Source organism: Acinetobacter sp. C32I (assembly GCF_023702715.1).
Lineage (GTDB): Bacteria > Pseudomonadota > Gammaproteobacteria > Pseudomonadales > Moraxellaceae > Acinetobacter.
The window spans coordinates 3,633,140-3,651,092 of the sequence record NZ_CP098480.1 but is presented as its reverse complement, the minus strand read 5'-3'; the positions used below and the strand labels follow the sequence as shown (position 1 = coordinate 3,651,092).

The 17,953-nt window shown below is 44.2% G+C and carries 18 protein-coding genes; 6 read left to right on the top strand and 12 right to left on the bottom strand.

From position 1 onward, the window contains the following. The first annotated feature begins 17 nt into the window (after window positions 1-17). The 5 genes from NDN13_RS17475 to secF all read left to right on the top strand — a co-directional run bounded on the left by NDN13_RS17475 (window position 18) and on the right by secF (window position 5,458). Window positions 18-587 (top strand): LemA family protein, encoded by a 570-nt coding sequence (locus NDN13_RS17475; protein ID WP_004802705.1) that lies wholly within the window; start codon window positions 18-20, stop codon window positions 585-587. A gap of 370 nt (window positions 588-957) precedes the next feature. Further along, a complete protein-coding gene (gene tgt / locus NDN13_RS17470) occupies window positions 958-2,088 on the top strand; it encodes a tRNA guanosine(34) transglycosylase Tgt (protein ID WP_004802704.1) in 1,131 nt (376 codons plus the stop codon). A gap of 108 nt (window positions 2,089-2,196) precedes the next feature. Further along, window positions 2,197-2,526 carry a preprotein translocase subunit YajC gene (gene yajC / locus NDN13_RS17465; protein WP_005206306.1) on the top strand — a complete coding sequence of 110 codons (330 nt, stop codon included), beginning with the start codon at window positions 2,197-2,199 and terminating at the stop codon, window positions 2,524-2,526. A gap of 51 nt (window positions 2,527-2,577) precedes the next feature. Continuing rightward, entirely contained in the window at window positions 2,578-4,479 is a 1,902-nt protein-coding gene (secD, locus tag NDN13_RS17460) for a protein translocase subunit SecD (protein WP_251116352.1), read from the top strand. 10 nt (window positions 4,480-4,489) lie between these two features. Then, complete coding sequence (gene secF / locus NDN13_RS17455; protein ID WP_159414281.1) at window positions 4,490-5,458, top strand: protein translocase subunit SecF; 969 nt, start codon at window positions 4,490-4,492, stop codon at window positions 5,456-5,458. Between the two features lie 125 nt (window positions 5,459-5,583). Here secF and NDN13_RS17450 read toward each other — a convergent pair whose 3' ends face one another. Continuing rightward, entirely contained in the window at window positions 5,584-6,297 is a 714-nt protein-coding gene (locus tag NDN13_RS17450; RefSeq protein ID WP_251116351.1) for an aspartate/glutamate racemase family protein, read from the bottom strand. 191 nt (window positions 6,298-6,488) lie between these two features. Here NDN13_RS17450 and NDN13_RS17445 point away from each other — a divergent pair, with 191 nt between their 5' ends. Then, the gene (locus tag NDN13_RS17445) at window positions 6,489-7,955 is read left to right on the top strand and encodes an NCS1 family nucleobase:cation symporter-1 (RefSeq protein WP_251116350.1); all 1,467 of its coding nucleotides are present in this window, start codon (window positions 6,489-6,491) and stop codon (window positions 7,953-7,955) included. A gap of 22 nt (window positions 7,956-7,977) precedes the next feature. Here the strand turns inward: NDN13_RS17445 and NDN13_RS17440 are convergent, their stop codons facing one another. From NDN13_RS17440 to NDN13_RS17390, 11 genes are read right to left on the bottom strand one after another with little or no spacing between them, the layout of a single operon-like run. After that, the gene (locus tag NDN13_RS17440; RefSeq protein WP_251116349.1) at window positions 7,978-8,631 is read right to left on the bottom strand and encodes a 4'-phosphopantetheinyl transferase family protein; all 654 of its coding nucleotides are present in this window, start codon (window positions 8,629-8,631) and stop codon (window positions 7,978-7,980) included. A gap of 22 nt (window positions 8,632-8,653) precedes the next feature. Beyond that, entirely contained in the window at window positions 8,654-9,088 is a 435-nt protein-coding gene (locus NDN13_RS17435) for a hypothetical protein (protein WP_004802690.1), read from the bottom strand. 18 nt (window positions 9,089-9,106) lie between these two features. Further along, the gene (locus NDN13_RS17430; protein WP_251116348.1) at window positions 9,107-10,330 is read right to left on the bottom strand and encodes a beta-ketoacyl-ACP synthase; all 1,224 of its coding nucleotides are present in this window, start codon (window positions 10,328-10,330) and stop codon (window positions 9,107-9,109) included. Continuing rightward, window positions 10,330-11,055, bottom strand: a complete 726-nt coding sequence (locus NDN13_RS17425; RefSeq protein ID WP_251116347.1) for a 3-ketoacyl-ACP reductase FabG2 — start codon at window positions 11,053-11,055, stop codon at window positions 10,330-10,332. The genes NDN13_RS17430 and NDN13_RS17425 overlap by 1 nt, the downstream gene beginning before the upstream one ends. A gap of 14 nt (window positions 11,056-11,069) precedes the next feature. Beyond that, window positions 11,070-11,501 carry a hotdog family protein gene (locus NDN13_RS17420; protein ID WP_241287278.1) on the bottom strand — a complete coding sequence of 144 codons (432 nt, stop codon included), beginning with the start codon at window positions 11,499-11,501 and terminating at the stop codon, window positions 11,070-11,072. Next, window positions 11,502-12,695 carry a beta-ketoacyl-[acyl-carrier-protein] synthase family protein gene (locus NDN13_RS17415; protein WP_251116346.1) on the bottom strand — a complete coding sequence of 398 codons (1,194 nt, stop codon included), beginning with the start codon at window positions 12,693-12,695 and terminating at the stop codon, window positions 11,502-11,504. It abuts the gene before it with no gap. Next, on the bottom strand, window positions 12,692-13,246 hold the full coding sequence (locus NDN13_RS17410) for a DUF3261 domain-containing protein (RefSeq protein ID WP_251116345.1): 555 nt from the start codon (window positions 13,244-13,246) through the stop codon (window positions 12,692-12,694). The genes NDN13_RS17415 and NDN13_RS17410 overlap by 4 nt, the downstream gene beginning before the upstream one ends. Before the next feature lies 1 nt (window position 13,247). Further along, complete coding sequence (locus NDN13_RS17405) at window positions 13,248-14,537, bottom strand: NAD(P)/FAD-dependent oxidoreductase (protein ID WP_251118262.1); 1,290 nt, start codon at window positions 14,535-14,537, stop codon at window positions 13,248-13,250. A 21-nt stretch (window positions 14,538-14,558) separates the two neighbouring features. After that, window positions 14,559-16,871 (bottom strand): MMPL family transporter, encoded by a 2,313-nt coding sequence (locus NDN13_RS17400; RefSeq protein ID WP_251116344.1) that lies wholly within the window; start codon window positions 16,869-16,871, stop codon window positions 14,559-14,561. Next, window positions 16,846-17,526: a LolA family protein gene (locus NDN13_RS17395; RefSeq protein WP_251116343.1), complete on the bottom strand. Its 681-nt coding sequence runs from the start codon at window positions 17,524-17,526 to the stop codon at window positions 16,846-16,848. The genes NDN13_RS17400 and NDN13_RS17395 overlap by 26 nt, the downstream gene beginning before the upstream one ends. Further along, the gene (locus tag NDN13_RS17390) at window positions 17,519-17,947 is read right to left on the bottom strand and encodes an acyl-CoA thioesterase (protein WP_004802675.1); all 429 of its coding nucleotides are present in this window, start codon (window positions 17,945-17,947) and stop codon (window positions 17,519-17,521) included. The genes NDN13_RS17395 and NDN13_RS17390 overlap by 8 nt, the downstream gene beginning before the upstream one ends. Window positions 17,948-17,953 lie beyond the last annotated feature (6 nt).

Sequence of the window (17,953 nt, the reverse complement as noted above, 5' to 3'; positions counted from 1 at the left end):
CAATAAGGGGAATGGCGATGACAGGTTTACTGATCTTCTTGGGAATTTTTGTCGCACTGATCGTGTGGGGCATTTCTATCCGCAATAATATCGTGCGTTATTTTAATGCCACCAAACGGGCATGGTCAGAAGTGGCTAACTTCGAACGTCAAAAAGTAAAGACCTTAGAAGCCTTGGAAGCGACGCTGGATCAATATACTCAATTTGAAAAATCCACCTTGGAAAAAGTCACTGAATTGCGTCAGCAGATTCTCAACCTGAATGTGAATGACACGGATATTTCACAGTTACAACAGATTGAGAAAATGAGTAAGGAACTGATTCGTAGCCTGAATGTGGTGGTCGAAAATTATCCAGAACTGAAAGCCGATGCGCTGTATAGCAAGATGATGGATGATATTCAGGAACAAAACGAAAATGTCGGTGCAGCCATTACCATCTTTAACCGCAACGTAGAATTATTTAATAACCAAATCGAAGTGTTCCCGAATAACCTGATCAATACACTAACTTTATCCAAGAAAGCCATTCGCCCGTTTAAGGATAATCTGGCGACTGAAAACTTTGACTATAAGCCGAATTTTTAAATATCGAACAAAGCCCTCCTCTTATCTTCATAAGGTATTCGCTATCGTGAAGCGGCATGGATGCCGCTGGTAGCGGCTGCGGTATATGGACATACCGTCAGCCCTACAAAGGATTTTTGTTACTTTTCATCCGTGAAAAGTAAGGTCTACCTATACAAAAGATATCTTTTCTTGGAAATATATTGAGGTTATGCCTTTTTTTAATTATCGGAAAGAAAATTAAAATTTTATCAATTTCATTTCTAGCTACATTTAGTAGTAGAACTACACGCCATAATCGGGGAAAATAGCCGCTTTCGATCAGCGAACTGTTTTTTCGCCTCCTTGCGCTGCAATCAAAGTAGCACTTCGATCTTGCTCAGGTTATTACATGAAATTTGAAAAATTAGGCCAGTCGGGGCGCGCCCGTCGTGGTCGACTTACTTTAGAACATGGTGTGGTTGAAACCCCTGTGTTTATGCCTGTGGGTACTTATGGTACGGTTAAAGGCATGCTCCCGCGTGACATTGAAGAAATTCAGGCACAAATTATCTTAGGAAATACCTTCCACCTTTACTTACGTCCAGGTTTGGAAGTGATTAAAGAGCATGGCGGTCTGCATGAGTTTATCCAATGGGATAAACCAATTTTGACTGACTCAGGCGGTTTCCAAGTGTTTAGCTTGGGCGCAATGCGTAAAATCAAAGAAGAAGGTGTCACCTTCCGCTCTCCGATTGATGGTTCAAAGGTGTTCTTGTCTCCAGAAATTTCAATGGAGATCCAACATGTATTGAACTCAGATATCGTGATGATTTTTGATGAATGTACCCCTTACCCTGCCACGCATGAAGAAGCGCAAAAATCATTGCAGCTTTCTTTACGCTGGGCGAAACGTTGTAAAACTCACCACCATGATGAGCTTAACAATAAAAATGCCTTATTCGGCATTATTCAAGGTGGGATGTACGAAGACCTGCGTGACGAGTCACTCAAAGGCTTGTTAGAAGTTGGTTTTGATGGTTATGCGATTGGCGGTCTTTCGGTAGGCGAACCGAAAGAAGAAATGATCAAAGTGCTTGATTATTTACCTAACAAAATGCCGCAGGACAAACCACGTTACTTAATGGGCGTGGGTAAACCAGAGGATATCGTGGAAGCGGTTCGCCGTGGTGTCGATATGTTTGACTGTGTCATGCCAACCCGTAATGCCCGTAATGGTCATTATTTTGTTACCGATGGTCTGGTCAGAATCCGCAATAGTAAATATCGTCATGATAAAGGGCCTTTAGACCCACATTGTGATTGCTACACTTGTAAAAACTTTACTCGTGCCTATTTATATCATTTAGAGAAGTGTGGTGAGATGCTGGCATCAATGCTTGGCACCATCCACAACCTGCGTTACTACCAACGCCTGACGCAAGGTATGCGTGATGCATTGGATAATGGCACATTTGATGAATACGTTCAGGACTTTTATGCCCGTCGTGGATTAGAAGTTCCAGCATGTCCAGAAGACTAAGCGGAACGATTTGCATCAAGATTTGCGCCTGATCGCAAGACAAGGTACATTGCAAAACGAATTGGGATTTATTGTTAATTTTTTGCCTTTTAATTTTAGGAAATCGAAATGAGTTTTTTCATCTCTACTGCTCACGCTGCACCTGCTGCGGCACAAGGTCCAAGCCTTATGGCAAACTTATTGATGATCGCGGTATTCATCGCAATCTTCTATTTCTTGATCTGGAGACCTCAAGCAAAACGTGCTAAAGAACACCGTTCTTTAATCGAAAGCTTGGGTGTAGGCAGCGAGATCGTGTTTGCTGGTGGTTTAATGGGGAGAATTACCAAACTTGAAGGTGACTTTGCAGTTGTTGAACTCACTCGTGGTGTTGAGGTAAAAATTCAACGTGCGAGTGTCATTTCAGTATTACCTGAAGGCACATTAAATAACCTTTAATCATAAAATAGTCGTGCCTCAGCACGACTTTTTCATTTAAGAAGAAAGCGAATGCGTTACCCTGCATGGAAATATTTACTGATCCTTGTGGTACTTGTGATCAGTACGTTATATGCACTTCCAAGTCTGTATCCAGATGAACCTGCTGTCCAAATTTCGGGGGCAAAAGCAGGCACCAAAATTGATCAGACGATCGTGCAAAAAGCTGAGCAGATTTTAAAAACTGCCAACATTAGCAGTCACGACAATAGCTTTACCAATAACGCGGCATTATTACGTTTAAGCTCTTCTGAAGCGCAGTTAAAAGCTAAAGAAGTGTTACGCCGTGATTTAGGTGATGACTATGTAGTTGCACTCAACCTTGCACCAACCACACCTGAGTGGTTGCAAAAGATTGGGGCAAAACCGATGAAACTCGGTTTGGACTTACGTGGCGGTGTACACTTCTTGCTCGAAGTCGACATGGATAAAGCAATTAGTCAGCGTATGGAAACATCAGCGACTGATTTGCGTCGTCAATTCCGTGATAACAAAATCAAATTTAACAACCTTGCGTTAAGTAACAACACCATTACCGTCCAGTTTGCCAGCAATGCAGACCGTGATGCAGCGGCTGATTTTTTACGTCGCAATGGTAATGAATTTACTCAACAAGCGGTTGCAACCTCATCTGGTGCAACTTTAAGACTGAATTATACCGACACTCGTCGTCAGGAAATTCAATCTTATGCAGTGAATCAAAACTTAACCACGCTACGTAATCGTATTAACGAACTTGGTGTGGCTGAAGCTCTGGTACAAACCCAAGGTAGCAATCGTATTGTGGTTGAATTACCGGGTGTACAAGATACCGCAGAAGCAAAACGTGTCTTGGGTCGTACGGCGAACCTCGAGTTCCGTTTGGTTGCGGACAGTAATGATCAATATATCGATCCATATACGGGTAAATATAATGGTCAGCCGCTTCCTCCTGGGACCGAAGTCTTTGCTTATCAGTCTTTAGACAGTGGTCGTCAATTGCTGTTACAGCGTAACCGTATTTTGACCGGTGAACGTGTTCAAAATGCAAGTTCTGGCTTTAGCCAAGACTCTGGTGGTGCTGAAGTAAACATCACCCTAGACTCTTCTGGCGGTAAGTTGATGGCAGATGCCACTCGTGGTGCTGTCGGCAAGCGCATGGCCGTTTTGTTTATCGAAAATAAACAAAAAATCTCTTATGTTGCTGATCCAAATACAGGCGTTCAAACAGAAGTTCGCACCCCATATACTGAATCTGTGGTGATTAACGCTGCGACGATCCAAGCGGTATTGGGTTCACAATTCCGTATTACGGGTCTAGATTCACCACAAGAAGCGGCTGAGCTTGCCTTGATGCTTCGTGCAGGTGCTTTGGCTGCGCCGATGTACTTCGTTGAAGAACGTGTCGTGGGTCCAAGCTTGGGTCAAGAAAACATTGATAAGGGTGTGTTATCGACCCAAATCGGTTTCTTACTGGTTGCGATCTGGATGGTGGTGTTCTTCCGTCTATTCGGTTTAATCGCGAACTTTGCCTTGGTCTTCAACCTTGCCATGATCTTAACGGTAATGTCTTGGATTGGGGCTTCCCTCACCCTGCCGGGTATTGCAGGTATCGTAATTACCATTGGTATGGCAGTCGATGCCAACGTCCTGATCTGTGAACGAATACGAGAAGAAATGCTCTGGGGTGCCTCGCCGAAACAGGCGATTGTGGCCGGTTATGATCGCGCCTATAACACCATTCTTGACTCGAACTTAACCACGTTCATTGTTGCGTTTATTTTATTCGCGATTGGTACAGGTCCGATCAAAGGCTTCGCAGTCACCTTGATGATTGGTATTATTTGTTCGATGTTTACTGCAATTACAGTAACGCGCGCAATCGTACAGCTCATTTATGGCAAACGCCGTAATTTGAACAAGTTGAGTATTTAAGGAGATTCACATGACTGATCTGACTCAACAAGACTCAAAGCAATACGGTCGCCCAGATGATCTAAAAATCATCCCATTCATGAAGATTGCCAAACCTGCGGCTATCTTCTCGATTCTGATTACCATTGCCAGTATCTTCTTTATCGTAACGAAAGGCCTCAATCTTGGTTTGGACTTTACCGGTGGTATCTCGGCTGAATTAAACTACAAGCAAGGGGTTCAACCTGCGCAAGTGGTTCAAGCACTTGATCGTGCAGGCTTTAAAGATGCTGTGGTACAAACTTTAGGCAGTAGTACTGACCTCATCGTACGTATGCCAGTACAAGAAGACCTAAATGTTGAAGATCTAAGCAATAGCATCACTAAAGCAGTTCAATTACCGAATAACACCGTAGAAGTTCACAAAGTGGACTCTGTCGGTGGTGCTGTGGGTAATGAACTGTATGTACGCTCTGCGGGTGCGGTTGCGCTGGCATTGATCTTAATGTTGATCTATGTCACCGTTCGCTTTGAGTTTAAAATGGCAGTCGGTGCTGTAATGTCATTATTCCATGACATTATCATCATTTTTGGTGCCTTTGCGCTGTTCCAATGGCCATTCGACTTAACCGTATTAGCGGCTGTACTTGCGGTGATTGGTTTCTCGCTCAACGATAACATCGTTGTTTCGGACCGTATCCGTGAGAACTTCCGTAAGATTCGTGGTGCAAGCCCTCGTGAAATCGTAGATATTGCCTTAACAGAAACCTTACGTCGTACCATTCACACCTCGATGACCTTATTACTCGTGGTCCTTGCCATGATGTTCTTAGGCGGTGATGGCTTACACTGGTTCTCTATGGCAATGTTTGTCGGTATCTTTGTCGGTACCTACTCATCGATCTATATCGGTACAGCATTCGCATTATGGCGTGGTCTGAATCGTCAGGACTTTATCGTTCAAGTTAAACCTGAATTTGAAGAAGAAGAGATTCCTTAAATCAGTTCTTCTTTAAACTAAAAATGCCAGCGAAATGCTGGCATTTTTGTATGCGCTGCAAAGAAAAGTCATCTCCAAACAGACGCTCATCATCTATCTATATTTCCACACGCAGTTGCACTGAATTATCCTTTCATTAATGGATAATCATAATCTCCCCACTTGCTGGTTTGAATGCCTAAACCATGCAAGCTTTCAATCAGTTTTACCGCAGCCCGAACCCCATCAATAATCGGAATACCAAGCTCTAGACTGACCTGATCTGCCATCTCGGCCATGCCGCCACAACCCAATACAATTGCACCAATCCCATCATGCATTTTAGCTTGCTGACAGCTTGCCAATAATTTTTCATATGCCGCTTGCTTATCATGTTCCAATGCCAATACGGGGAGATCTATGCATCGAATCTGTGCACATTTTCGTTCAAATCCATATTGCTGCAATAAATGTTCAGCAATAATCTTGGTTCTTGATAGCGTTGTCACAATAGAAAACTTTGTTGCCACCAGACTTGCCACGTGAAATGCAGCTTCGGCAATTCCAATCACAGGCGCTTGAGCCAGCTCTCTGGCCGCATGCAAGGCTGGATCGCCGAAACAGGCGATGATATGCCCATCGACCCGCTGTGCTTTGCCCTGTTGAATTAACTCAAGCACCCCCACAGCTGAGATTGCCTCATCATAGTGCCCTTCTATCGAGACAACACCTCTCTCAGGAGATTGAGCAATAATTTCTGTATTTACGGCTGCCACCCGACGCGCAGCATCACCTATCGACGTTGTCATTTCAACACAGGTATTTGGATTAATGATCTGAATTCGAGTCGCGTTTCTCATTTCTGCACATTTTTAATTCAAAAAATAAGATCGATCATATTTCAATCCAACTGGTCTGAACAGTTAAAATCTAAAATTAAATATTTAAACAAATATAATCAATTAATTAACAATGAATTTAAAACAATAAAAAGAAGTTGGCTTAATTTCTGCATACTGGTCTGAACAGTTGTTTATCTTGAAGACCCGTCATGAGCGATAACCCGAACTATAGTCCTAAACTCTCCAATGCAGATCTCATCCCTGCTCAACAAAATTGGACTTGGTACAACATCTTTTCCTTTTGGATGTCCGATGTGCATAGTATGGGCGGCTATGTGGTCGCAGCGAGCTTATTTTCACTCGGTCTTGCCAGCTGGCAAGTTCTGCTTGCCTTACTCATTGGTATCGTGATTGTTCAAGTTGCGGCGAACTTGGTCGCAAAGCCCAGTCAAATTTCAGGGGTTCCCTATGCCGTCATCTCTCGCCAAGCCTTCGGGATTTATGGGGCCTATATTCCAGCCTTAATTCGCGGCCTGATTGCGGTTTCATGGTATGGCATTCAAACCTGGCTGGCATCCAATGCCCTGATGATGATTCTACTTAAGTTCTATCCTGCCTTACACCCGCTTACACTGACAGAGTTTGCGGGTCTAAGTACGATTGGCTGGATCTGTTTTGGTTTTATCTGGGCGATACAAGCATTGGTTTTCTGGAAAGGCATGGACACCATCAAGGTCTTTATTGATTGGGCAGGTCCAATGGTCTATGTAGTGATGTTCGCACTGGCCTTATGGCTGGTGTGGAAAGCGGGTTGGCATAATATTTCCTTTAATCTCAGTGACAAACAGCTCAGCATCAATCAGCAAATCATGCAAACCATTGTGGCCATTGCATTGGTGGTGTCTTATTTCTCAGGTCCCTTACTCAACTTTGGGGATTTCTCTCGTTATGGCAAAGATATGCAACAGGTTAAAAAAGGGAACTTTTGGGGACTGCCGTTTAACTTTATTTTCTTTGCCATCATTGTGGTGATGATTGTTTCAGGTACCTTTAGTGTTTTTGGAAAAATGGTGCATGATCCACTCGAAACGGTTGCCATGATCGATAACGGATTGGTGGTGGTGCTCGGTTTATTGACGGTGTTAACCGCGACCATAGGCATTAATATTGTGGCGAATTTCGTTTCGGCAGGTTTTGATTTTTCTAATCTTGCGCCTCGTTTTCTTAATTTTCGCAGAGCAGGCATGATTGCAGCGATCGGTTCCATCTTTATCACCCCATGGAATTTATTTAACTCCCCAGAACTGATTCACTATACCCTTGATACTTTAGCCGCTTTTATCGGTCCACTGTTTGGTATTCTACTTGCTGACTTTTATCTGATTAACAAACAAAAAATACGGGTCGATGACTTATTCAGCGATCAACCCACAGCAGCCTATTACTATCAAAAAGGCATCAATAAAAAAGCGGTGATGAGCTTAGTGGCAGCAGTCAGTATCGGCCTGCTGTTGGTGCTTATTCCGAGTTTTCAGTTTTTGGCACCCTTCAACTGGTTTATTGGGGTGATTCTTGGCAGCAGTTTTTACTATAGCCTCTCTCGGGAAAGTGTCGTTATAAAAGCAAAAACTATCCGTCATCAGCAAAGCTTGAATCTTCCTCAAAACCATCAATGACTGCATTGATGGTGGTTGTTCTCTAATGCTGAATGATCTGAATGCGTGGAAACTGGAAACCACGACACGATGGCTCTGCTCGCCATGCCACGGTCAGCACCATCTTCTGATTGAGAATAAAATGTTGATAGGCAAAGTGACCGATTAAGGGGTGAGAACACAGACCTCCATGATTGGATGCATGCACCTGCGTATTCAAACTATTCAGGTCTAAACGGATACCAAGACCTGACGCTTTCAATACCGCCTCTTTGGTGGTCCAGACCCGCAGCCAATATTCCGGGTCCTGATCTTGCTGCAGCCAAGTTTGGTATTCTTCGGCATGAAAGGCATGTTGTGCCAAGGCATCAAAACGCACTTTACGATCGAGTTCCTCGACATCAATCCCAAGATCTTTGACCCGTTCACTCATGGCCAAGGCATAATATTGCTGGCTATGGGTATGGTTAAAATGCAATGCATGCGAGCTTAAAAAGGGCTTACCATGTTCATGTCTAGAAAAACTAAGTGTTTCAACATCACTTTGCAGTCGTTGCGCCAACAGATGATTACGATAGTCCCTGATTTGCTGTTTTTTATAATGGTTAAAGCTGCTTAAATCAGCAAAATCGGTTTTAGGCTTTTCAAGCAGTTGTGCCAATGCCTGAACATGGATTTCAATTTCACGTAGCGTCATTGGCTCAACCTGATCAAATCACTTAAAACTTCACAATATCGCCTTTCAATGCAACGCTGGCCACTGCCATACCTTTATAACATTGATAAGTGGTCGAATTTTGTGATTCATTCTTTTTAAAATAACTCACGATATTGGTCACTGCATTGGCACCACGCGCTTTTGCTGCTTTGTCTAACTGGATTAATGCCGAACGAAGCACCCAATCACATGACTTTTCTGCAGACTTCCCAAAACCATTGGTTTTCTGATTGGTGACAATATCTTGTTCTAATACTTTCCCACCTGATTTAGTACCTTTAAGATAAAACTTGACCGTTCCATCGAGGGTTCCATCAGCAACTGCACGGTCTACCGCCGCTTTAAAATCCAGATTATGCACAGTATCCGCAGCTTGAACAGATGCAGCAAAACCAGCCGTTAATACAGTTGCTAAGAATAGTTGTTTGATTGACATTATGATGCCCCTTACTTGTTATGTTGTTCGTTTAAAAATCAGTGAGGTATTAATCCCACCAAAAGCGAAGTTATTACTCATCATGATATTGATCTCACTCGCCCTCACTTGCTGGGTAATATAATCTAAATCACCACATTGTGGATCAATTTCATCCAGATTCAAGGTTGGAATCAATTGTCCTCGCTGCATCATTTCTATACCCAACCAAGCTTCAATTGCCCCACACGCTCCCAAGGTATGCCCAAAATAGCTCTTTAATGAGCTAATCGGTTTACGTCCTAAAATCCTTGCCGTAGCTTGGCTTTCAGCAATGTCACCTTGATCGGTTGAAGTACCATGCGCATTGACATAATCAATCTGGCTGGCATCCAGTTGGGCATCTTTCAATGCCATTTGCATGCATTGCCCCATCCGCTCACTATCAGGCTTGGTCACATGCTGCCCATCGGTATTGCTCGCATAGCCAATGATCTCGGCATAAATGGTAGCGCCGCGCTGCTTGGCATGTTCATATTCTTCAAGAATCAAACAACCAGCGCCCTCGCCAATCACCAAGCCGTCTCGTCGTGTATCAAACGGTCGTGGTGATTTTTCAGGATGATCATTCATCCCACTGGTCGCCAATAAAACATCAAAAACGGCGGCACCTGCGGCACTCAGCTCTTCCGCGCCGCCTGCAAGCATAAGCGTTTGTTTACCGTATTTAATCGCTTCATAGGCCTGACCAATCGCCATTGAACCTGAGGTGCATGCACTCGAGGTTGGCAAGGTAAGCCCTTTCAGACCGAAATAAACGGTCATGTTCACAGCACTGGTATGTGACATCATGCGGATATAGGTGGTGGCATTGATCTTACTCATGTCTTGATCAATCAGCATATTGCCAAACTCGCGCACCGCATCCACACTGCCTGCAGATGAGCCAAAGGCCACGCCAGCCTCACCACTGCTCAATATCTCATGACCGATTAAGCCTGCATCTTGCAAGGCATTCTCAGCACTGATGACCGACATTAACGCGACACGCCCCATGCCTCGTGTCACCTTACGGTTAAAATGCTTGGCGACTTGAAAATCTGTCACTGGGCCTGCAAGCTTGGTTCTTAAATCTGGATATTGCTCCCACTCAGACATATAGCAAATACCGCTTTTACCCGCATGGAATTGAGCAAAGATGTCATCCGCATTTTCACCCAGCGAGGTAATTCCTGCCATGCCTGTAACCACAACACGCTTCATCAAATCAGTCCTCCATTGACCGAAATCACCTGACGGGTAATATAAGAGGCTTCATCTGAACAGAGAAATTTCACCACAGCCGCCACTTCATCCACCTGCCCCATGCGCTGCATTGGAATCATTTTTAATGCATGCTCTTTGACTTCATCGGTGACCATTTCCGTTTCAATCAGACCAGGCGCCACACAGTTCACGGTAATTTTGCGCTTGGCCAATTCCAAAGCCAATGCCTTGGTTGCCCCAATCAAGCCCGCTTTTGCTGCACTATAATTCACCTGTCCACGATTACCCATAATGCCTGAGACCGAAGAAAGCGTCACGATTCTCCCACCTTTGCGTAAGTGAATCATCGGCATGATCAAGGGTTTAAGCACATTATAAAAACCGTCTAAAGAGGTCGAAATGACCTCATCCCAATCCTGATCTGTCAATGCAGGGAAAGCACCGTCATGGGTGAGACCCGCATTCAGTACCACGCCATAGAAAGCGCCATTCTGTTCAACATCTTGCTCTAATAAACTTTTGACATGCTCACGTTCATTCACATCAAATAATAAATAATGGCTGTTTTGCCCAAGCTTTTGAATCTGCTCAACCACCTGAGCTGCCTCAGCCTCACGTGAGCGGGCGTGAATGGTTACGTCAAAACCCGCCTGAGCCAATTGCAATGCGATTGCTTTACCAATGCCACGACTTGAACCCGTGACCAATATTCTTCTATTCATTGTTGTTCCTAAAACTATAATGCCAATGTCGATTGATCAGTTGGTTCATAAACACTGAGTAAGGCACTGATCACCTGCTCAGCACCATCAATCTCGCAAGAAAACTGCCCCAGACCTTCATGCAGATATTGCTGCTCGACCCGAATCCTCAAGGTCTGTCCAAGCGCAAAATACGCAAAGGGTAAATGTAGCTTGCGTGTTCCCAACAAAAACCCCACTTTTGGTGCTTGCTGTAATTGTTGCCCCATCCAACCTGAATAGGCACTAATGGTTTGCGCCATAATTTCAATACTTGTCCACGTCGGTAAACCCGCTGCTTCACAGAACATTAATTCAGGACGAATGGTCAATTCGGCAATCGCATAACCGTCTTTGACTTCGAGCAAATGATCAATAAAGACCATAGGTTGTTGATGTGGAATATATTCAATCGCATCTAATTTCATTTAGTGCTGTACCCCAAATAACAAGCTGATATTGCTGCCACCAAAGGCAAAAGAATTACTCAACACATAGCGAATGTTCTCGGCCTGCCGAGCATCTGTGACATAGTTTTGATCCGCCAGCTCAGGATCAAGCTCAACCTGTTGATGCAAAGGCAAGCCGCTTTGATCTTTTAATAGTTGAGTACAGATAAACGCTTCTATCGCACCCGCCGCTCCCAAACAATGTCCGGTTTTATGCTTGGTGCTACTTAAGGACACATTCAAGCCTTGAAAGACTTGTCGAACAGCTTTGATTTCCATCGCATCATTTTGCGGTGTGGCAGTTCCATGCAAATTGATATATCCCACCTCTTGCGCTGTTATCGCTGCACTGTCCAAGGCGCGCTGCATCGCGGTCGCTGCCCCTAGACCTTCAGGATGCGGCGCAGAAATATGCCATGCATCCATCGATTCACCCACACCATATAACATGATCGGTGCGGAGGTTTTGGTCAGCAAAAATAAAGCTGCGGCTTCGCCAATATTAATACCATCTCGATTGATACCGCAGGGTTGGCAAATATCTGCCGATAAACTTTCCAAACTGTTAAAACCATTTAAGGTCAGTTGGCATAAGGTATCCACCCCACCGACCAATACGGCATCAGCTAAACCTGCCTGAATTAAACGTTGTCCTGCGGCAAAGGCCTTGGCGCTGGAAGAACAGGCCGTCGAAATGGTATAAGCCGCTCCTTGCCAACCGAGATAGCCTTGTAAAGCTTTGGCTAGGCAGCCCATTTCTTGCGGCTGATGCATAATTTCAATGGCAGCATTCCCATCAAAATACTGTTTCAATAACAGCTCACTATCGGATATTCCCGAAGTCGAAGTCCCCATTACAATACTGAGACGTTTTGAATCAATACTGGCAATTTGCTGTTGAAGTTCAGTCTCAATTTTTTGCAGAGCGGTCAAAGCAAAGCGCAGATTACGCGAGTCAAATCGACTTAGCGATTCAGGCACAGTCTCAATCAATGCCTCTGCATAGCGTCCAACCCAAACAGCGCGATCCGCTAAAAATCCTGCTTCCAGTGTCAGGGTATTGTCAGGAATCGTTAAACCTTCACGAATGTGCTGAATATCCTGACCCAATGCAGACAGCCCAACACTGATGGGAATACCGACTGCTTGCAACTGAGATAAAGATTGACTCATGGCTGCGCTCCTTGCTCAGATTGATCGCCATTCAAGGTATTTTCAATCGGACTCAAGGTCATGCGGTACGGTACCTGCAGATTATCAAGCTCAATGCTATTGTCTTGAGTTTGAATTGCTAATACCGCCTTTTCAGCAATAAAAACTTGCTGTTGCGTTGCCGATTGTTGTACCCGAACAGACTGTTGTCCTAACTGAGCAAACTGAGGATAGGTTGCGAATAACAGATCTCGAACCACAAACTCAAAAGGCAGTAGGCGCATCTGATCAATGCGTTGCTGTACCTTGACCTGCTGCCCATCAAACTGTAATTGGAACAAAGGCTGTCCAGTTAAGCCCAAAGCAAGCAGACTGAGTTGCTGACCTTGCTGCTGTTGATACAGTAAGAAGCTAAAGCTTTTATCCTTCCACTGCACTTCAACTTGATCTTGCCGTTGATATTGCTGTGCTGGCCAATGGTTGCTTTTCAGTCCCTGTGCATGGGGCGTCAGTTGACAGCCACTCAACAGCAACATGCTACAGCATAATATGTTGATCCAGATCCGTTGCATATTAAACCTCTAAGGCTTTCTCTTGCGCGACGCCTTCACGGCAATACTCGGCCAAGGTGCTTAAACGGCGTTTGGCATTTTTATGAATCGGATTTTGGTCATCCCACGCATAACCTGCCAGTAATGATGAAACCATCCGACGAATGTTGTCATTTTGATTACTTGCGAATACCACATCCTGAAACTCGCCTTCGTACCAAGACTCGACATAAGCACGAAACACTTTAATCCCTTTACGCAGCGGTAATTCGTAGGCTTGCATCCAATCCACCTGTTCACCTTGCAACACTCGATCAACTAAAGGAATTGCCAGACTGGAAGATTTTAATGCAATGGTCACACCCGATGAAAATACAGGATCGAGAAACTCGCCTGCATTGCCTAACAAGGCATAATTCCGACCTGCCAAATGTTTAACATTTGCCGAATAACCAACCAAGGTACGTACAGGCGTATCAAATTTCGCCTGTGCTAAGACCTGAGATAATGCAGGATCATCGGCTAGAATCCGTTTCAATAACAAATCTGGTTCATTCTGAGCAGCATCTTCAACCTGATAATGATCAAAGAAATCCTGCTCTGCCACCACACCAAAGGAAGCACGGCCATCAGCAAAAGGAATCAGCCAATACCAAGCACGGCGGTCTTTTTCATGCACGGTAATTAAAATTTTGTCACGGTCAAAATCAGCACGATCACCAATTCCATCTTCAATATGGGTAAACAAGGCACGACGCACTGGGAAATTGGATGGGCTTTCTAAATCTAAAAACTTCGGTAAGATGCGACCAAAACCACTGGCATCCAATAAAAACTTGGCTTGAATCTGATAGTGCTGCTGCGCCTCATCTAGCACGGTTAAAACAGGGTGTTCCACCTCAACATCGATCGCAATAACTTCATGCCCAAAACGAATATCCGCACCATATTGCTGTGCTTGTTGAGCCAGTAAGTGATCGAAATCAGCTCGGCGAACTTGCCATGTGGTGCCAGGCCCTTCGCTAAATTTTTCAGTGAAATCATAATGGCTACGTTTTTCACCACACAAAAATGCCGCGCCATTTTTAAACTGGAATGCGCGGGATTGAACATGTTCCCGTACAGTTTCTAATAAGCCCGCTTCTTCTAAAAACACCATGCACTGTGGCAACAAAGATTCACCAATTGAAAAGCGCGGAAAATAATGTTTTTCAATCACCGTGACCGCATAACCTTTTTGACGAAGCAAGGCTGCGGCTGAACTGCCTGAAGGTCCAGCACCAATAATTACCACATCGGCTGTTTGTATCATCATTGCCCCCAATTAAAATTTTTAATGCTCTTCTAAATTCACAATATGGTGCTGATCAGCTGGTGTAAGCAAAGTTGCATAAACAAATGAAAAGATCACACCCAATAAAACGGTTAGACCGAAGCAATGAATCGCATAAGTATGACTCAATGATAATAGTCCAAAGCCCAATAAAGTCGACATCATACACAAAAACAGCGCCATGCCAACCACTTGTGGATGGTCATGTCCATGCCGATAGAAAATCGCATAATCCACACCGATCCCAATGATCAAGAAGGTTCCCATAATACTGAACAAGTTAATTTCTACACCCAACCATGCCTGTACCGCAAAGGTACTGATGAGTGCCAAAGTCACAGGCAAAACCAGCGGCATAATCGAACGCCTGCCGTAAACTAAGCCCAAACCCAGCGCCAATCCAAATAAGGCATAGATCAATAAATGCTGCGCTTGCTGACGATGCTGTGCAAACGCACTAGACAGTGTGCTGACAGGTTGTTGGAAATCAATCTGTACGGATTGCAATTGCTGTAATCGCTGCGCCTGCTTCACCCCACGAACCATAACCAGACGTTCGGTAGGACTGAGCTGTAAAAATGCCAAAGGATGTTGTTGAAACACCTGTGCCGTGAGTAAAGGTTGCTGCTGCAATTGTTGTTGCCATTGCAGTAGATCAACAAAATTTAACCCCATGCTTTCCGCATACTTTTTCAGTGCGGTTGCAGGAATCTGCTGAAGTAGCCGCACATTTTGTTGCTGCTGGGCCAAAGGAGGAATCCATTGTCCCAAAGCTTGAAAACCGTCAATCTGCCCCTGAGTTTGCAATTGCTGCAATTGATCAATCAATTGTGCTTCTTGCTGCTCAAGCTCAGCACTGGAGTGTGCACGCACAACAAAATAATCACTGCTTTGCTGCTGGGCAAACAAAGAACGAATATATTGATCTTCCTGTTTCAGCTTGGCATCCATACTTTGCAAGTTCCGAATATCATCATTGGATTGCAGAGCAAATAGACTGCCTCCTCCAATCAGCAAGATACTCAAAATAAAGCCATAGCGTAGTTTTTGATGTTGCTGAAACCATTGTCTGGCCATTCCAATCCAAGCTAAGCGTCGAATTGCAGCTTGTGCATTCAGCGGAGCTAAGCGCGGTAGGAGCAATACACTGGTGATCCAGGCAGCGACCAAACCGACAATTGAAAACACCGCAATTTGCCTAAAGGCAGGAAACGGCGTAAAGCTCAGAAAAATATAGGCCACAACCGTGGTCATTAAGCCCATAAATAAGCTTGGTAACAACGGTCTAAGAATCCTAAAGCCATCCAGTTTACGGTGCTGCGATTGCATTGCCATAAAATAGAAAGAGAAATCGACACACACACCGATCAGACTGGCACCAAAAACCAGAGTCATCAGATGGATTTCACCAAACACCAGATGCGTCACCGCAAACGCCAGTAAGCTCCCCGTCGACACCGCGATAAATTCAGTCATGAGCGGCCGGAATGAACGAAAGCCAAACCAGACCAACAGGATCAAGCCCAAGGTCGAACCGAGGCCAATGGTTGAAATTTCCTGCTTGGCTGACTGGGTTCCATAATTAGAAAATAAAATGGTCCCCGTCCAATGCGATTGAACCTGCAACCTACTCAGCTCAGGCTGTAGCTGTTCAATCCAAGCGCTGACCTGTTCCTGATAATCAATATTATAAGGACTCTGTTTTAATTGCAGAACCAATAAGCGTGAGGTCTTTTGCTCATCATGAATGGTTGCAAAACCATCTTCCAGCTCAACATTGCTTGAAAGCTGATTGGCCACACTCAACATATAGCGTGGAAACAGCAATAAAGGGTCTTGCTGTAGTGAGGTCGCGGTAATCGGCATCCCGACACTCATTAACTGCATCAGGCTTTTTTCGGTCAGTGCCTCATAATCCTGTTGCTGTAAAAACTGCCGATCTTGATGGCTCAGTAAGCCTGCCCGATGCTGATATAACTGTTTGGAAAATTGTTCTAAATCGAGTTGTGGCTTAAGCGGCTGCCATAAATCACTTTGTTGCAGTTTCTGCTGGAACAGTTGAGTCGCTTGCGCTAAGGCCTGTTGATCGGAGCTCTCTAAAACGACAAAAACTTTCTCATTCAGTTGATCACTCATATATTGCTGTGTTTTAGCAAGCTCAGGATTTTTTTGCGTTTCAGGCAGTAAAGCAAAAATATTGGTCTGGATATGGATCTCTTTTTTGACCCATGCCACTGCCAGCGCAAGTCCAACAATGGTTAAAATAATTAACCAGATGGCTGTGAATTTATTTTGCCAATTGGAAAAGCGCATCTTCAGCAGCCGTCAGTTGATTCTGTTGAGTGGTTTGATTACGGAATAAAATCGTGGTGCTGTTATTGGCCTGCTCTTGAATCACGATCTTATTCACATACTGTTGTCCTTGCGCATCAATTCTCAGGAACAACTTTTTAAATAGCGCTGATTTAGGTGTTAACGCGATATTCCAGCCTGTCGGGCTGTAATTAGCGGATAACACATTAAAATTCTTCGCCAAAGCTTTGTCATCCCCCGACATCAGTTGCAAAAACAAGGTCGCAACCGAGCTATAAGGCGATTGGTCAATCTGGATCTGACTATAGGTTCGTTGTGTTTTCTGGATGAGTTTCTTTTGGGTTACGATCAAATCTGCTTGCACAGGTCGTTTAATTTGCCAAAGCACGCCATTAGATTTGGCAAAGGTCAGTGTGCCATTGGAAACAAAAGTCTTGTTTAAACTTGCCAACTTTTTTTGCTGTTCAAAATCGGCGCGGATGAGTTCACTTTTAGCAAGCTGATTAAAAATCGTCGAGACCTGATCCGCATGTGCCGATGCTGAAATACTCAAGCTGAGCAATACACTGACAACAAGACTGTGTAATAACCAGCAAGCACGCTGCTGCATCAATGCAACAAGGCAGTTTAGATTCAAAAAACCAGAATTAACCATGCGGGTGCTCCTTAAACGCATCCCATGCATTTAAACAATCCAGTAAAATTTGCGGTGACTGGAAACACATTTCTCGGGTCTCCATATTCACAGCCACTTGCGTGGTATAGCCTTTGGTTAAACGTCGTCCAGTGTTTGCATCAAGAATCAGATATTCAATTTTTAAACGGTTTTCCCATTCTTTTAAAATCGCACGAACTTTAATTTTCTGTTCAAACTCGATGCCCTGCACATAACGCACATGGCTTTCAATCACAGGCCACGCATAGCCCGATGCTCTCATCTGGTTATAGTTATAATTAAACTGTTCCAATAACTTACAACGCGCAATTTCGAAATACTTTAAATAATGTCCATGCCAGACCACATTCATGGTATCCACATCATGAAACGGGATTTCAATGATTACATCTGCCTGCATCTGTCG

Bases quoted from the DNA above. Each gene is read 5' to 3' on its own strand.
- NDN13_RS17475 (WP_004802705.1), top strand. From the start codon at position 18: ATGACAGGTTTACTGATCTTCTTGGGAATTTTTGTCGCACTGATCGTG.
- tgt (WP_004802704.1), top strand. From the start codon at position 958: ATGAAATTTGAAAAATTAGGCCAGTCGGGGCGCGCCCGTCGTGGTCGA.
- yajC (WP_005206306.1), top strand. From the start codon at position 2,197: ATGAGTTTTTTCATCTCTACTGCTCACGCTGCACCTGCTGCGGCACAA.
- secD (WP_251116352.1), top strand. From the start codon at position 2,578: ATGCGTTACCCTGCATGGAAATATTTACTGATCCTTGTGGTACTTGTG.
- secF (WP_159414281.1), top strand. From the start codon at position 4,490: ATGACTGATCTGACTCAACAAGACTCAAAGCAATACGGTCGCCCAGAT.
- NDN13_RS17450 (WP_251116351.1), bottom strand. From the start codon at position 6,297: ATGAGAAACGCGACTCGAATTCAGATCATTAATCCAAATACCTGTGTT.
- NDN13_RS17445 (WP_251116350.1), top strand. From the start codon at position 6,489: ATGAGCGATAACCCGAACTATAGTCCTAAACTCTCCAATGCAGATCTC.
- NDN13_RS17440 (WP_251116349.1), bottom strand. From the start codon at position 8,631: ATGACGCTACGTGAAATTGAAATCCATGTTCAGGCATTGGCACAACTG.
- NDN13_RS17435 (WP_004802690.1), bottom strand. From the start codon at position 9,088: ATGTCAATCAAACAACTATTCTTAGCAACTGTATTAACGGCTGGTTTT.
- NDN13_RS17430 (WP_251116348.1), bottom strand. From the start codon at position 10,330: ATGAAGCGTGTTGTGGTTACAGGCATGGCAGGAATTACCTCGCTGGGT.
- NDN13_RS17425 (WP_251116347.1), bottom strand. From the start codon at position 11,055: ATGAATAGAAGAATATTGGTCACGGGTTCAAGTCGTGGCATTGGTAAA.
- NDN13_RS17420 (WP_241287278.1), bottom strand. From the start codon at position 11,501: ATGAAATTAGATGCGATTGAATATATTCCACATCAACAACCTATGGTC.
- NDN13_RS17415 (WP_251116346.1), bottom strand. From the start codon at position 12,695: ATGAGTCAATCTTTATCTCAGTTGCAAGCAGTCGGTATTCCCATCAGT.
- NDN13_RS17410 (WP_251116345.1), bottom strand. From the start codon at position 13,246: ATGCAACGGATCTGGATCAACATATTATGCTGTAGCATGTTGCTGTTG.
- NDN13_RS17405 (WP_251118262.1), bottom strand. From the start codon at position 14,537: ATGATACAAACAGCCGATGTGGTAATTATTGGTGCTGGACCTTCAGGC.
- NDN13_RS17400 (WP_251116344.1), bottom strand. From the start codon at position 16,871: ATGCGCTTTTCCAATTGGCAAAATAAATTCACAGCCATCTGGTTAATT.
- NDN13_RS17395 (WP_251116343.1), bottom strand. From the start codon at position 17,526: ATGGTTAATTCTGGTTTTTTGAATCTAAACTGCCTTGTTGCATTGATG.
- NDN13_RS17390 (WP_004802675.1), bottom strand. From the start codon at position 17,947: ATGCAGGCAGATGTAATCATTGAAATCCCGTTTCATGATGTGGATACC.